14 protein-coding genes are annotated in these 15,211 nt (G+C 60.8%); 9 read left to right on the top strand and 5 right to left on the bottom strand.

Annotated elements, in window-relative coordinates:
• The first annotated feature begins 4 nt into the window (after positions 1-4).
• Positions 5-316: an Mpo1-like protein gene (locus AC07XZ_RS03730; RefSeq protein ID WP_085747153.1), complete on the top strand. Its 312-nt coding sequence runs from the start codon at positions 5-7 to the stop codon at positions 314-316.
• A gap of 23 nt (positions 317-339) precedes the next feature.
• Complete coding sequence (locus AC07XZ_RS03725) at positions 340-930, top strand: HD domain-containing protein (RefSeq protein WP_085605701.1); 591 nt, start codon at positions 340-342, stop codon at positions 928-930.
• 14 nt (positions 931-944) lie between these two features.
• Here AC07XZ_RS03725 and AC07XZ_RS03720 read toward each other — a convergent pair whose 3' ends face one another.
• Positions 945-1,760, bottom strand: coding sequence for a UDP-2,3-diacylglucosamine diphosphatase (locus AC07XZ_RS03720; RefSeq protein WP_007958385.1), 816 nt, complete (start codon positions 1,758-1,760; stop codon positions 945-947).
• 132 nt (positions 1,761-1,892) lie between these two features.
• On the opposite strand from AC07XZ_RS03720, the gene AC07XZ_RS03715 reads away from it, so the two are divergent.
• Together AC07XZ_RS03715 and AC07XZ_RS03710 are read left to right on the top strand one after the other, a co-directional pair.
• On the top strand, positions 1,893-2,657 hold the full coding sequence (locus AC07XZ_RS03715; protein ID WP_085747154.1) for an AraC family transcriptional regulator: 765 nt from the start codon (positions 1,893-1,895) through the stop codon (positions 2,655-2,657).
• 72 nt (positions 2,658-2,729) lie between these two features.
• The gene (locus tag AC07XZ_RS03710; RefSeq protein ID WP_102686015.1) at positions 2,730-3,623 is read left to right on the top strand and encodes a DMT family transporter; all 894 of its coding nucleotides are present in this window, start codon (positions 2,730-2,732) and stop codon (positions 3,621-3,623) included.
• On the opposite strand, the gene AC07XZ_RS03705 is transcribed toward AC07XZ_RS03710, so the two are convergent.
• Positions 3,617-3,904, bottom strand: coding sequence for an Rdx family protein (locus AC07XZ_RS03705; RefSeq protein WP_085747156.1), 288 nt, complete (start codon positions 3,902-3,904; stop codon positions 3,617-3,619). The two genes, AC07XZ_RS03710 and AC07XZ_RS03705, sit on opposite strands and share 7 nt — an antisense overlap.
• A 71-nt stretch (positions 3,905-3,975) precedes the next feature.
• Here AC07XZ_RS03705 and AC07XZ_RS03700 point away from each other — a divergent pair, with 71 nt between their 5' ends.
• Positions 3,976-6,177 carry a patatin-like phospholipase family protein gene (locus AC07XZ_RS03700; RefSeq protein ID WP_102686014.1) on the top strand — a complete coding sequence of 734 codons (2,202 nt, stop codon included), beginning with the start codon at positions 3,976-3,978 and terminating at the stop codon, positions 6,175-6,177.
• 6 nt (positions 6,178-6,183) lie between these two features.
• On the opposite strand, the gene AC07XZ_RS03695 is transcribed toward AC07XZ_RS03700, so the two are convergent.
• From AC07XZ_RS03695 to recQ, 3 genes are all read right to left on the bottom strand, one after another.
• A complete protein-coding gene (locus tag AC07XZ_RS03695) occupies positions 6,184-7,971 on the bottom strand; it encodes a motility hub landmark protein FimV (protein WP_102686013.1) in 1,788 nt (595 codons plus the stop codon).
• A gap of 127 nt (positions 7,972-8,098) precedes the next feature.
• Positions 8,099-8,533, bottom strand: coding sequence for a MarR family transcriptional regulator (locus AC07XZ_RS03690; RefSeq protein WP_007958397.1), 435 nt, complete (start codon positions 8,531-8,533; stop codon positions 8,099-8,101).
• Between the two features lie 302 nt (positions 8,534-8,835).
• A complete protein-coding gene (gene recQ, locus AC07XZ_RS03685) occupies positions 8,836-10,965 on the bottom strand; it encodes a DNA helicase RecQ (protein ID WP_007958398.1) in 2,130 nt (709 codons plus the stop codon).
• Positions 10,966-11,242: 277 nt separating this feature from the next.
• Between recQ and AC07XZ_RS03680 the strand changes: the two genes are divergently transcribed.
• The 4 genes from AC07XZ_RS03680 (at position 11,243) to AC07XZ_RS03665 (ending at position 15,179) form a co-directional block, all read left to right on the top strand.
• On the top strand, positions 11,243-11,830 hold the full coding sequence (locus AC07XZ_RS03680) for a UPF0149 family protein (RefSeq protein ID WP_007958400.1): 588 nt from the start codon (positions 11,243-11,245) through the stop codon (positions 11,828-11,830).
• A gap of 10 nt (positions 11,831-11,840) precedes the next feature.
• Positions 11,841-12,236 (top strand): YbaN family protein, encoded by a 396-nt coding sequence (locus tag AC07XZ_RS03675; RefSeq protein WP_085747160.1) that lies wholly within the window; start codon positions 11,841-11,843, stop codon positions 12,234-12,236.
• 129 nt (positions 12,237-12,365) lie between these two features.
• Positions 12,366-14,324 (top strand): Ig-like domain-containing protein, encoded by a 1,959-nt coding sequence (locus tag AC07XZ_RS03670; protein ID WP_102686012.1) that lies wholly within the window; start codon positions 12,366-12,368, stop codon positions 14,322-14,324.
• Between the two features lie 477 nt (positions 14,325-14,801).
• Positions 14,802-15,179, top strand: a complete 378-nt coding sequence (locus AC07XZ_RS03665) for a DUF6124 family protein (RefSeq protein ID WP_102686011.1) — start codon at positions 14,802-14,804, stop codon at positions 15,177-15,179.
• Positions 15,180-15,211: the final 32 nt, after the last annotated feature.

Genomic DNA, 15,211 nt, shown 5'->3' with positions numbered 1-15,211 from the left:
AGTCGTGGAAACCATCAAGCATTTCAACAGCTTCGCCGAGTTCTATCCGTATTACCTCAGCGAGCACGGCAACAGCACCTGCCGTCGCCTGCATTTCATCGGCACGACGCTGGTGATCTTCATTCTCGCCCTGACCATCGCCAAGGGCGCCTGGCTGCTTTTACTTGCGTTGCCGCTGGCGGGCTACAGCTTTGCCTGGGTCGGTCATTTCTTTTTCGAGAAAAACCGCCCGGCCACCTTCCAGCACCCGTTCTACAGCCTGCTCGGCGACTTCGTCATGTACCGCGACATGATCCTGGGCCGCGTGCCGTTCTAGAAATTCCGACAAGAGGACTGCCGATGAATGCCACTGCCCGTTTCACCCACATGAAGGACGGCACACAGGACGACTGGGCGATCATTGCGGCGGATTTCAGCGCCTACGCCCGTCAGTTGCCGGGCCGGATCATGGCCCACCTGAAACTGCTCGAAGGCGATTTCGGCGGTTTCCCGGTGGATCGCCTGACCCACTCGCTGCAAACCGCCACCCGCGCCTTTCGCGACGGCCGCGACGAGGAATACGTGGTCTGCGCCCTGCTCCACGACATCGGCGACACCCTCGGTTCCTACAATCACCCGGACATCGCCGCCGCCATCCTCAAGCCGTTCGTCAGCGCCGAGAACCTGTGGATGGTGGAAAAGCACGGGATCTTCCAGGGCTACTACTTCTTCCATCACCTGGGCATGGATCGGCACCTGCGCGAGCAATTCAGCGACCACCCGCAGTTTCTGGCGACCGCGGAGTTCTGCGCCAAATATGACGCGGCAGCGTTCGACCCCGAGTACGACACCCTGCCGCTGAGCTTCTTCGAGCCGATGATGGAAAGGCTGTTCGCCCAGCCGAAGAACTCGATCTACAAAGCGGCGATGGAAGAGCACAGCCCGGCCTGAGTTGACTTGAAAACTCAGGCCAGCTCGGCCACCTTCGCCGCTTTCAATTCCGCTTCCCGCGCCTGCGCATCGGCCAGGCGATACAGCTCGATCGTGCCGTCCCAGTGCTCGATCAGCGCCGTGCATGACTCCACCCAGTCGCCGCAGTTGAGGTAATCCACCTCGCCGACCTTGCGGATCTCGGCGTGGTGGATGTGCCCGCAGACCACACCGTGCAACTCGCGCTTCACGCATTCATGGGCGATGGCTTCTTCGAAGTCGCTGATGAAGCTGACCGCCGTCTTCACCTTGTGCTTGAGATAGGCCGACAGCGACCAGTAGCCATAACCGTATTTCGCCCGCCAGTGATTGAGCCAGCGGTTGAGGGTCAGGGTGAACTCGTAGGCTGAATCGCCAAGGAACGCGAGCCAGCGGTGATAGCGGGTGATCACGTCGAACTGGTCACCGTGAATCACCAGCAGATGCCGGCCATCGGCGGTGACGTGCACCGCCTCGTCGACCAGCTGGATATTGCCCAGAATCAGTTTTGAATAGCGGCGCAGGAATTCGTCATGGTTACCGGTGACGTAGATCACCTCGGTGCCGCGCTTGCTCATGGTCAGCAAACGGCGGATCACGTTGGTGTGCGCCTGCGGCCAGTACATGCCGCCGCGCAGTTTCCAGCCGTCGATGATGTCGCCGACCAGGTAGATCTTGTCGGCGTGATAGCCCTTGAGAAATTGCGACAGATGCTCGGCCTGGCAATCCCGCGTGCCCAGGTGCACGTCGGAGATCCACAGGGTGCGAACCCGTTGTTTACGGCTGGGTCTGGCGAGCTCGGCGCTGGTCATGGGCAACCCTCTGCGATGTTTTCGCCACTCTGCGCGCGCCCGGTTAATCGACCATGACAGGTATGCGTCAGTCGTGTGACAAACGCGTCGCCCCTGCGCCGGTGTAGACTGGCGGCTCGCCCGGAGACCGCCATGCAACCGATCCTGACCCTGCGCCATTACAGCCACGACCTGATCGCCCACAGCCACGACCACGCGCAACTGGTGTTCGGCCTGTCCGGCGCGCTGGATTTCGAAGTCGAAGGGCGTGGCAGCCAGGTATTGCAGCAGAGCTTCGTGGTGATCCCCGCCGGCGCGCATCACGCGTGCGGCAGTCCCAAGGGCAGCCGCTGTCTGGTGCTGGATGTGCCCGACGAGCAATGGCTGACGCGCTCGTTGGGTAATCACGCCGATGCCAGCCGCCGTCTGCTGGATAACGCCGCGCGGTTGTCGCTGGATGCCGGGCAAGGTCAATTGGTCAGCTGGCTGGCGAACAGTCCGGTTGACGATCCGCTGATTGCGCAACAGGGCGCGGTGTTGCTGCTGGCGAGCCTGAACCACGTGCCACCCGCCGAAATCGTCGCGCGCCGCCTGCCCTACGCGGCACTCGACGCGCACATCGAGCAGTACGCGGCCTATCCGCTGCAAGTCGCGGATCTGGCGCGTGTCGCCGGATTGTCCAGCGCCCGGCTGCATGCGCGGTTCGTCGCCGAATGCGGGCAGACACCGATGGACTACATTCGCAGTCGCCGTCTGCACAAAGCTGTAGCGCTGTTGCGCAACACCACGCTGCCTGTCGGTGAAGTGGCCAGCCGTGTCGGCTACAACTCGCAAAGTGCGTTCTCGGCCGCCGTCCTGCGTGAATTTGGTACCTCTCCTACACAATTGCGACGCGAGGCTGACGACAAAAGTCGATAGCCTGCCGACAGACTTTTCGGCCGTTACACGTTTCAATGTGTGCCTGTAATGGTGTTTGGAAAAAGGACTGCAATGACTCCCCGTACCGCCCTCGGCGCCTTGCATATCGGCGCACTGATGTTCGGCCTGACCGGTGTTTTCGGCAAACTCGCGGCCGCAACGCCCGCCGTCATCGTGTTCGGACGCGCCGCGTTTGCCGTGCTGGCCCTGGCGTTTTTCGCCCGCTTCGCCCAACAGGGCGGCTGGCAGAAACTGCAGGCCGTGGACTGGCGACGACTGGCCCTGAGCGGCGTGCTGCTGGCCGGGCACTGGGTGAGTTTCTTCATTGCGGTCAAGGTCGCGGGCGTCGCCATTGCGACCCTGGGTTTCGCCAGTTTCCCGGCCTTCACGGTGATCCTCGAAGGGCTGATCTTTCGCGAACGCATCCGCATCAATGAAATCGTACTGGTGGTGCTGGTCAGTGTCGGACTGGTGCTGGTGACCCCGGCGTTCGATCTGGCCAGCGGCGCGACCACCGGCCTGCTTTGGGCGATCCTGTCCGGCCTGCTGTTTTCCCTGTTGTCCCTGACCAACCGCGCCAGCTCCGGGCGCATCCCGGCGGTGCAGGCGGCACTGTGTCAGAACGTGGTGGTGGCACTGTGTGTGCTGCCGGTGGCGGCGCCGCAACTGAGCGAAGTGCGCGCCATCGACTGGTTGTGGATCGGTCTGCTCGGGGTGTTCTGCACCGGCGTCGCCCACAGTTTGTTCGTTGCCAGCCTCGCGGTAATCAAGGCGCGCACCGCTGCGGTAGTGTTCGCCATGGAGCCGGTGTACGGGATTACCGTGGCCTGGCTGCTGTTCGATGAAGATCCGACCCTGCGCATGTTGATCGGCGGCGCGCTGATCATTGTTGCGATCGTGGTGTCGAGCCGGATGTCAGGCAGCAACGACAAGAAAACCGTCGCGGCCGAGGCAGCCTCTCACTGAGTACGGTCGTTGTGGCCGAGGTCGCGGTCAGGGTCGATCTGGTCGCGCACCCGCTGCTTGAGCACCTTGGCCTCCGGGAAACCGCCGTCGGCCTTGCGTTCCCAGATCTGCACGTCGTTGCAGGTGATGTGGAATATCCCGCCGGTGCCCGGCACCAGTGACACTTTGCCTAAATCGTCGCCGAAGGTGCTGAGCAGCTCTTGCGCCAGCCATGCGGCGCGCAACATCCACTGGCATTGCGTGCAATAGGTAATGACGATTTCCGGTTTTGTGACGGTCATGATCGCTGAAACTCCTGAGCCAGAGGGCGCCGCTATAATAGCTGGCTTTATCGCTCGCCCCGAGACTCACGATGCGTCGTCTTCTGATCTGCCTGTTGCTTGGTTTCCTACCCCTGTTCGCTGGTGTCAGCGTCCATGCCAGTGAGGCGACGCGCCCGAAAGTTGGTCTGGTGCTGTCCGGCGGCGCGGCCCGTGGCCTGGCGCACATCGGTGTGCTCAAGGCTCTGGAAGAACAAGGCATCAAGATCGATGCGATTGCCGGCACCAGCATGGGCGCGGTGGTCGGCGGGCTGTACGCCTCGGGCTACAAGATCGACGAGCTGGAAAAACTCGCCCTGACCATCGACTGGCAGCAGGCGCTGTCCGACGCCCCGCCCCGCGAAGACGTACCGTTCCGGCGCAAACAGGACGACCGCGACTTTCTGGTGAAACAGAAGCTGAGCTTTCGCGATGACGGCAGCCTCGGCCTGCCACTGGGCGTGATTCAGGGCCAGAACCTTGCGCTGCTGCTGGAAAGCCTGCTGGCCCACACCAGCGACACCCGGGATTTCGACAAGCTGCCGATCCCGTTCCGCGCCGTGACCACCGACATCGCCAACGGCGAAAAAGTGGTGTTCCGCAAGGGCCACCTGCCCCAGGTGATCCGCGCCAGCATGTCGATCCCGGCAGTGTTCGCTCCGGTCGAACTCGACGGCCGATTGCTGGTGGATGGCGGCATGACCGACAACATTCCACTCGATGTGGCCCGTGAAATGGGCGTCGACGTGGCCATCGTGGTCGACATCGGCACCCCGCTGCGCAACCGCAAGCAACTGCTGACCGTGGTCGATGTGCTGAACCAGTCGATCACCCTGATGACCCGGCGCAACTCCGAAGAGCAACTGGCGACCCTGCATCCCGATGACGTGCTGATCCAGCCGCCGCTGGCCAGTTTCGGCGCCACCGACTTCGGTCGCGGCCAGGAAATGATCGACGCCGGCTACCGCGCGACCCAGGCCCTGAACGTGCGCCTCGCACGCCTCAAACCCCTGCAGTCGCAAGACGCCGAACTCAACGCCGCCCGCGCGCCGGGCCAGCGCACGCCTATCATCACCGCGATCAAGGTCGAGAACGACTCGAAAGTCGGCGATGACGTGATCCGCTACTACATCCGCCAGCACATCGGCGAACCGCTGGATCTGGGTCGCCTGCAAACCGACATGGGCACCCTGTACGGCCTCGATTACTTCGAGCAGGTGCAATACCGCGTGGTGCACAAAGGCGCGGATCACACGCTGGTGATCAGCGCGCGCGGCAAACGCACCGGCACCGATTATCTGCGGGTCGGCCTCAGCCTGTCAGACGACATGCGTGGCGACAGCGCCTTCAACCTCGGCGCCAGTTACCGCGTGAACGGCATCAACCGACTGGGTGCGGAATGGCTGACCCGGGCGCAGATCGGCGATAAACAAGAGCTGTACAGCGAGTTCTATCAGCCGCTGGACGTCGGCTCTCGCTACTTCCTGGCGCCTTATGCTTCGTTTGCCGCACAGAACGTCGACTCGGTTCTGGACAACGATCCGATCGCCCAGTATCGCGTCGAGCGCTACGGCTTCGGCCTCAACTTTGGCCGGCAGATCGGCAACAGCGGCGAAGTGCGCTTCGGGGTTGGCGAGGCCTGGGGCAAGGCTGATGTGCGGATCGGCGATCAGGACCTGCCAAGCGAAAACTTCAACGAAGGGTTCTATGCACTGAAGTATTCCTTCGACTCGCTGGACAACGTCTACTACCCCCACGAAGGCGAAGACATCGGCCTGACGCTGGTGCAGTTCGAACCGAGCCTGGGCTCCGACACGCGCTACCGGCAGTGGGAGTTCAAACTGGACAAGGCCATGAGCAGTGGCCCGGATACGCTGATTCTCGGCGGTCGTTATGGTCGCACGCTGGACGATGCCAACGTGGTGACCTCCAGTTTCCTGCTCGGCGGCGCCCGGCAATTGTCCGGTTTCCGCGAAGACGCGATCTCCGGGCAGAACGTCAGTCTGATGCGTGCGGTGTATTACCGCCGCCTCACCCCGCGTTCGTACCTGCCGCTGGACTTCCCGCTGTACGCCGGCGCCTCGCTGGAACGCGGCCGGGCCTGGAACAACGACAATGTATTTGACAGCGGCTATATCAACGCCGCCAGTGTGTTCATCGGCTTCGATACGCCGCTGGGGCCGCTGAACTTCAGCTATGGACTGAACGATGCGGATGAACAGGCGGTGTACCTGAACCTCGGCCAGACCTTCTGACAACGGTCAGCGAATCCCCGCCAACAACGTGCGCGCTGTTTGCCTGAGGGGTTCGTCGGCTTCCTTGAGCAGTTCGTTGAGCAAGGCAATGGCGCTGTCGATATCGCCGTCGTCGATGCAGGTCTGGGCCTGTTCGAGTTTGCCGGCGTTGGCGGTGTCCGAGGGTTCGGGGTCCAGCTCCGGGGCATGCAGCTCCAGTGGCTCCAGTGAGAGCGTCGTGCCGGGATCGCCAAACTCGTTGAGAAAGTCCTCGTCCAGCGGCTGCGTTTCCGGTTCGACGATCCATTCCAGCTCGGCGGTTTCGGCGTCGTCGGGCAGGGTTTCCGGCAACTCGAAATCCTGTGGCAGTACCTGCAGATCGGAACCCAGCGTTGATGGCGCCTGTTCAGGTGCGGCAGCAGTCGGGCGAGTTTCCTCAAGATCCCAACTGGAAGCCATCGAGAGCTGATCCAGGTTCAGTTCGAAATTGTCTTCGGCCACCGGCTCCACAGGCGTGGTGGGTTCGATCGGCAGCGCGGCGATCACCGGGGCCGCCGCAACCAGAGGTGCCGCGCTGACCAGTTTCGGGTAGCGGGCGCGAATCTCCTGCAAGCGCTGATCCTCGACCCCGAGCTGGCGCAGACGGCTTTCCTGCTCGTCATAGGCCGGCGTGTCACCCTGCCGCCCCAGCACTTCAAGCAACTGCACGCCAAGGTCGATGCGCTCCGGTTCCCGCTGCAACGCATCACGCAACAAACCGGCAGCCTCGCCCATGCGTCCGTAGGCCAGATAAATGCCGACCGCTTCCAGCACATCGCCATTGGCGTGTTCCTCACGATGTTCGACCGCACTGTGAACGGAACTCGGCTGCATCGGTTCGGCGTCGTCGACCGGGGGGTCGTTTCGTACCGGCAGGAACGGTGTCGGCGCCTCAGCCCCTTGCGCTTGCTGGCGGTGCCGACGCACATACAGCCCTGCCACCAGCAATCCCAGTACCAGTAGCAGTCCGCCGAGCAGCGGCCAGTTGAGTGAATCCTCCTGAGACTCGGCCGGGGCAATGACCGGCGCAGGCGCAGGTGCAACGGGTGGGACAGGTGCCGGCGGCGCCTGTTGCACTTCAATCAGACGGGCCTGCAAATCACCGAGCTGTTTCTTGCCGTCAGCGATCAGCACTTCCTGGGCCTGAAGCTTCACGTTCAATTCATCGATGGTTTTTTGCAGTTGCTGATTCTGCACAAGGCTCGCCGCCAGTTGCTCGGCCTGCGCGTCGGCGACCGGTGTCGGTGGCTGAACAGGCGCAGCAGGTTTGGCCGGCGTGGTTGCAGACGGAGTCTCGGGGGTCGGGAATTCCGACGATTGCGCACGCGCAGTTGGCTCATCGGTGGCCGGGACAATTCCCGGTGAGCCCGGCGGGTCGATCAGCACGGTGTATTCGCGCAGCAGGTGGCCATTGGGCTGATCGAGCTGCACCAGGAAATTCAGAAAGGGTTCGTTGACCGGTTTGCTGGACGTCACCCGGATCATGTTGCGATTGCCACGCAGGATCGGGGTGAACTTGAGGTCATTGAGAAAGAACACGCGCTCGATGCCGGCGCGGCCAAATTCGTCCGCCGAGGCCAGACGAACCGTCAGTTCGTTTTCGCTGACGCCCCCGACATCCACCAGGGCGATGTCAGCCTTGAGCGGCTGATTGAGGGCTGAATGCACGGTGATGTCACCGAGCCCCAGCGCCAATGACGCGGTGGACCAGGTGAGAACACCGGCCACCAACAGCGAGTTGGCGCAACGCAGTACCACGTGCCGACTTCCGAGCATGAGCATCCCTTAAATAAGCAAAACCGACTTCTATGCGTTCGCACATCCGGTACGAACACGATATTGCCCAGTAGTTCTTATAGTCCGCCCAGCGCGATCTCTCAAAAAAACGGCACGCGGTTGTGCCTCAAGACTTTTCCAGATTGGCCAGAATGTGCCCGTGAACCCGCATGCACACCTTCAGATCCGCCTCATCGACGCCTTCGAACAACTCCTTGCGCAGTTGTGTAGCGATGGTTTCGATCTGTTCGATCAGCGGCAGCGCCGGTGAGCACAGCACGATTTTTTTCGCCCGGCGGTCTTCCATCACGGACTGGCGTTGCACCAGTCCCTGACTTTCAAGGCTGTCGAGCAGACGGGCCAGGGTCGGCCCTTCGACGCCGACGCTTTGCGCCAGCTCCCGCTGGGTCGGCGCCTCTTCGAAACGCGCCAGATGCAGCAGCACCAGCCAGCGTGCCTGGGACAAGCCCAGACCGGCCAGCCGGCGATCCAGTTCGGCACGCCAGCCACGAGACATCTGGGCCAATTGCATGCCAAAACGGTGTTGATCGGTTAACGGCATAAAACACTCATGATTAGACTGAACAAATAGAGAAAAACTAATTATTAGTCAGCTAAGCATGACATTTGCCTATAGGCAAGAGGGGACTTGTACTGAATCGTTACATCTGAAAAGCCCCTCACCCTAACCCTCTCCCGGAGGGAGAGGGAACCGATTGGGGAATATTCAGGAAATACGCCGACCTGAATGCTCTATGTTGAATCCACAATCGACCCGGTATTTCAGGTCGACGTATAGCGCAAGACAACTCGGTCGGCCCCCTCTCCTGGGGGAGAGGGCTGGGGTGAGGGGAAAGGGTCGAGTTACATCTCGAATTCAGATTGCAGCGCAGCCCGCACGCAATAAAGCACGCCTTCCGGTACGCGACCGGCAAACAGCTCGGCCACTTCGGCGACCGACGGCAACTCGCCTTCGCCGTCGAGGAACGCATCCTGGACTTCCCCCATCAGGTCTTCCGGCAAATCCAGCGCCTGTTCCAGCGACAGCTGCTGCTTGCCGATGGCTTCGGCGAGCATGGTGTAGACGTTCTTTTCCGAGCACTGCAATTGGCCGGATATCTGCAACGGCGTCATACCGGCGCGGGCCAGGGTGATCAGTTCGTGACGCACGTCGGCCACCACTTTCGGCGCCTCGGCCTCGCCGCCGAGCACTTCGAGGAAGGCCTCGCCGTAACGCTCCAGCTTGCGCGCGCCGACGCCGCTGACCCGGGCCATGTCCGCCAGCGAGGTCGGCTGGCTGCGGAGCATTTCCAGCAGGGTCGAGTCGGGGAAGATGACATACGGCGGCACGCCGTGTTCTTCCGCCAGTTTGCGCCGCAGGGCACGCAATGCTTCCCACTGTTCGCGCTCTTCGCCGCGCACCAGTTGACTGGCCGGGCTCTTGCTGCCGCTCTTGGCGCTGACTTGCGGCTTGAGGTCGCGGCGCAGCTCCAGGCTCACTTCGCCCTTGAGCAGCGGCCGGCAGGTGTCGCTCAGGCGCAGCCCGCCGTAACCTTCGTGATCGACATCGGCCAGACCGCGGGCAACCAACTGACGGAACAGCGAGCGCCATTCGCTCTCGCTCAGCGCCTTGCCGACGCCGTACACCGACAGGTGCTGATGGCCGAAGCTGCGAACCTTTTCATTGTCCTTGCCCAGCAGCACGTCCACCAGATGGCCGACGCCATAACGCTGGCCGGTGCGATAGATCGCCGACAGCGCCTGGCGCGCAGGCTCGGTGGCGTCCCAAGTCTGCACGCCGTCAGTGCAGTTGTCGCAGTGCCCGCAAGGCTCGGGCATGTCTTCGTCGAAGTACGCCAGCAGCGCCTGACGGCGGCAGCGGGTTTCTTCGCAGAGCGAGAGCATCGCGTCGAGCTTGTGCTGCTCCAGACGCTTGTGGCGTTCGTCGCCCTCGGAGTTCTGCAGCATCTGCTTGAGCATCACCACGTCTTGCAGACCGTAGGCCATCCACGCGTCCGCCGGCAGACCATCACGGCCGCCCCGTCCGGTTTCCTGGTAATAGGCCTCGAGGGATTTCGGCAGGTCGAGGTGGGCGACGAAACGCACGTTGGGTTTGTCGATGCCCATGCCGAACGCCACGGTGGCGACCATGATCAGGCCTTCCTCGTTGAGGAAGCGCTTCTGGTGATAGGCGCGCAGATCGTTGGGCAGACCGGCGTGATACGGCAGCGCCGGGAAGCCCTGCTCGGTGAGAAACGCGGCCACCTCTTCCACCTTCTTGCGCGACAGGCAGTAAACGATGCCGGCATCGCTGCGCCGCTCGGCGAGGAACGCCAGCAACTGCTTGCGCGGCTGCTCCTTGGGCACGATGCGGTAGAAGATGTTCGGCCGGTCGAAGCTCGACAGGAAACGCTCGGCATTCTGCAAATGCAGGCGAGTGACGATTTCTTCGCGGGTGCGCTTGTCGGCGGTGGCGGTCAGGGCGATGCGCGGCACGTCGGGGAACATTTCCGCCAACTGCCCCAGTTGCAGGTATTCCGGGCGGAAGTCATGGCCCCATTGCGATACGCAGTGCGCTTCGTCGATGGCGAACAGCGCGATGTTCAAGCCTTGCAGGAACGACAGCATGCGCGGCTGCACCAGACGCTCCGGCGCCAGATAGAGCATTTTCACTTCGCCGCGTTTGATCCGGTTGGCGAGGTCGCGCTGTTGTTCAGCGCTTAATGTGGAGTTCAACGCGGCGGCTGCCACGCCCAGCTCTTCGAGGGTGGCGACCTGATCGTCCATCAGCGCGATCAGCGGCGACACCACCACCGCCAGGCCATCGCGCAGCAGCGCCGGCACCTGGAAGCACAGGGACTTGCCGCCGCCGGTCGGCATCAGGACAAGGGCATCACCGCCACTGGCCACGCGCTCAATGATTGCACCCTGACGGCCACGGAAACTGTCGTAGCCGAAGATGTCCTTGAGGACGCGTTGAGCCTGTTCGAGCATAAAAACTCCAAAAATCCACCGAAACATCCCTGCACAGGCTGGTTCAAGACAGCCGAGGCTGCTTTAAACAAAACGTAAGCGCGCATTGCATCGCGCCCTACACAATCAGCCGCGACACCGGCAGGGATCGCAAAGCGCGGCAGTATACCCGAGCCCTCCCCGGCAAAGGGCACCGCCGATAAGAAGCTTGTGCAGGCAAATCTGCCGTGCGGCTGGCTTGAGGGCTCAAGAAGGCCTAGAATTCCCGCATTGTTTATTCCCCCAAGGTAGCCCTTTAATGTCCTTCGCCGAGCAACTAACCCGCCTGCAAGTCTTCCTCGACGCCGACGAGCTGCATGAAGAGGCGCTGGACTACGTGGCCGCTCACGGTTACCTGACGGCGCTGTCGATCTGCGCCGACGTGGTTCCGGATCGTGAATGGATCGACGCCCTGTTCGCCGAAGAGCCGCATTACAGCAGCGAAGCCCAGCGTGAAGAGATCGAAGCCACGCTGATCGGCCTGAAAGCCCACATCGCCCGCCAACTGGCCTCCGATGAAGAATTCGAGCTGCCATGCGAACTGGACCTGGGCGACGACCCGGACGATTCCGAACTGCGCGGCTGGTGCATCGGCTTCATGGAAGGCGTGTTCCTGCGCGAAGCGGCCTGGTTCGAAACCGCCGAAGAAGAAGTCAGCGAAATGCTCCTGCCGATCATGGTCGGTTCGGGCCTGTTCGACGAACAGCCTGAGTTCGAAGACATCGCCAAGGATGCCAACCTGATGGACGACATGATCGTGCAGATCCCGGAAGCCCTGACCGCGCTGTACCTGCTGTGCCAGGCGCCCGACGAAAAACCGGCGATCCTCAAGCCACGTCACCACTAAGATCCGGCCTATGGACAACCCCATAGGCAACCGTCCCCTGATGTTGCGCTACATCCTGCTGGCCATCGGCTGGCTGAGCGTGGCACTGGGGGTGATCGGGATTTTCCTGCCTGTTCTCCCAACTACCCCCTTCCTGCTGCTGGCAGCCGCCTGCTTCGCCCGCAGCTCTCCGCGTTTCTATCAATGGCTGGTCGAGCATCCCCGGCTCGGGCCATGGATCCGCGACTATCTCGACGGCAACGGCATTCCGCTCAAGGGCAAGGTCTACGCGATCGGGCTGATGTGGGCGAGCATTCTGTTCTCGTGCTACCTGGTGCCTCTGCCATGGGCGCGCGGGTTCATGCTGACCAGTGCGGTGCTGGTGACGGTTTATATCTTGCGGCAGAAGACGTTGCGCAAGTTCTGAGGCGCCATACCCGAACAACCGCTCGTCGAAAACCCTCATTCCCCTGTCAGATCTGACAGTAGGCAGCTCCGCGTTCTCGCTGTGTTATAGAGGCCTGACTCTATTGGCCGGCATGCCGGGGAGACCGCAATGAATATTCAATCACAAGCAGTGAGCGATGCGCTGGCCCTGTTTCCGGTGTACCCGCCGCAAATAGCCCCGGTGCAGCCGTCGACGATTGCTCATGGAGGCGTCTCCCAAGCTGCATTCACACCGGATGGGCTGGAGGTCATCATCGAGCCCATCACCGGTTTGCAGAATTGGGTCGTGGCGGCTTTCGATGTCATGACGCTGATCGTCAACAACGTTCGCACCAACGTCAGCAAAACCATCCGGCCAGGTGAAGAGGGCAAGCGCCTCCTTCTGCTTTTGCCGGAGTTCTGGTTCACCAACGGTGTCAACGATGTGCGCTACCAGGTGACTCGAGTCAGCGGCAATAAAGATGACTCGCCCACGCTCCAGTTGCTGTACCACAACCCGGCACCCACCATCACCATCAGCCATCCTCCCAGCATTGTTCCGGGAAAGACCGCGGTCATCATCATCACCGTCGGTTACGCGCGGGCATACGACAAGGTCACGCTGATAATTGGCACCTGGCGCCTCACGTTCACCAACCCCGATCCCACTAAACCGATCACATACACCCTGACGGCCGCCGATCTCCAGTCGATTGGTGATGGAACTCACCCGGTTTCTGGCAACGTGGTCGATCAACTCACTAACAGCGGCGTGTCGGCGACGACCTCGATCACTATCAGTGCCAACCAGCGTGTACTGAATCCGCCAATCATTGTGGAAGCGGAAACGAACAACAGAGTACTGGACGTAAACGACTTGAAGGGAAAAAACGCGACTATTCACGCACTGACCTGGACAGGCATGGCGGATAAACAGGCATGCTGGATGAGAGTAGAAAGTTTCAAGGCCAACGGTACTGCGCATGATCTGCAGCTATGGAATGGACTACCGGCCCAAACCAACCCGACGTGGATCAGTCAGGGCCAGTATGTACAGACATTGCTCAACAATTACGTGTCTGCACTGGGTGACGGAAAGTCGTTGACGCTCAAGTTCTGGGTGTCGTTGGACGGGACCAATAGCTTTGCCACAGCCACACCGTTTCCTGATCAGATCTACACAGTCGAAGCATTGGTAGCTCCAACTATCACAAACGTGAATGAAAACACCACCACTGGCACACCTGTTGCGAATGGGGGATTTACCACCGCGACCACACTTGCATTCACCGGCAATGCGAGTGCCGATCAGCAGATCCAGTTATTGGACAAAGGCGTTGTGCAAGACACGATCCTGGTTCCTATTTCTGGCCAATGGACTTATACACTTACCAGCCAGACTCAAGACATTCACAAGTACGCAGTCAAGGCTTTGTACGCAGACGGGCAGACTTCCGAGCAATGGATAACAACAATCGTGAAGCCATTGTCCATTAACACCTCACAGATGAACTTGAATGGCGTGAAGCTTCTCGCCCCATTCCCAACAACGACCAAAGAAGTACCAGGTAACACAATGGTCAGAGAAGCCATGGGCGGGATCCCCGGCATTGAGTACGCCAGCTTGAATCCCACCATTGCGAGCGTCACTCGCGCGGGTAAAGTAACTGGGCTTAGAAATGGTTTCTTTACCATTATTGCTATAGATGGAGGGAGATCTCAGGTTTCATATCATGGCGTTGTGACAAACGTATTCACGCTGCTTCTGACACCCATCACCGAAAGATTAGACTTTGATGGTCTTGATCGTTGGGCCTCTTCGATGGGTGGCATTCAGCTACCTGGTGCGAACGACGCAGGCCCGGTGCTCAATGCCTTCATCACAAACTTCTCTAACCTTGGGGACTTCTTCAGACAAATGCTGCCAAACAACGACCCTCGTAATTGGGTCACATGGCAAGCTCCTACAAGAGATGGGCTTGTAGCGGGTTTTGTCCGGTTACCTGACGGCAATCTTACCGCGATTGCGTACGACCGCTCCGGCCATTCGCAATTTCCTGGACCGGCGTTCGCATTTCGCTCAACGTGAATTCTTCGCCTCATTGAACTGGTGAACAAGGACAAAGGGACGCCATTTTTTTACCAGTCTCAACCATGAATGCCCGCCTTCCCGTTTAACCGGGAGCGCGGGCTTTTTCGTTCAATGCCGACGCCAGACCTGTTTAACAGCGTTGAAAGTTATCTCCGCAAAGCCACGCCACCTTGCGCCTTTGCCTACGCATCCGCCAGAATCCGCCGGCTTGTGCGCCTTGGGGGTGGGTTCTATTGTTTGGCGGTCGCTGAAAAACAGCGATCGGGTTTAGCGATCCGGCTCCAGACAGACGCAACAACACCCAATCCCGATTGCAGTCTCTTCTCTGCACTTGGCGTAATGGTGGCTGTGCGTGGGAGACCTTCGGGTCTACCCGGGGTTTCTGTGACCCGGATCGCTAACCTGCGTACAGCCGCCACCTTTACTTGTTTAGCGATGAGTCGTGGCGGCTAAATCCAATCACGGAGATTCGCCATGATCAAACCCACGCCAAACCCTCCTGAAGCCGACCCGACTTCCCCCTACGAAACCCTCGATTCCAAGAAATTCCACGAAGCCGCCGAACGCGCCCTCGATCACTATCTCAATCCCCTCCTCCCCCGAAAACCGCTGCTCAAACCCAATACCCGCTACCTCATCGCCCCCGGCATCGACAGCGAAGAGCTGCTGGCCGACGCCTGCGAAACCCTGACTTCGGCCAAGGTCATGGCCAATGACTTTGCCGGTTTGGTGGATGGGTCGCATCGGCATGTGTTGTTGGGGATTGCGCAGTTGATCATGCTGGGTGAGCTGGCGGTGAATCGGGTGCTGGATAATCTGGAGTTGAAGGCTGAGGCGCCCGCTGTAGCTTGACCGCCGCCTGATCGTTCCCGCGCTCTGCGTGG

The organism is Pseudomonas sp. GW458-11-26-14-LB4, from assembly GCF_059423925.1.
This window is presented reverse-complemented; position numbering and strand designations above follow the sequence as displayed.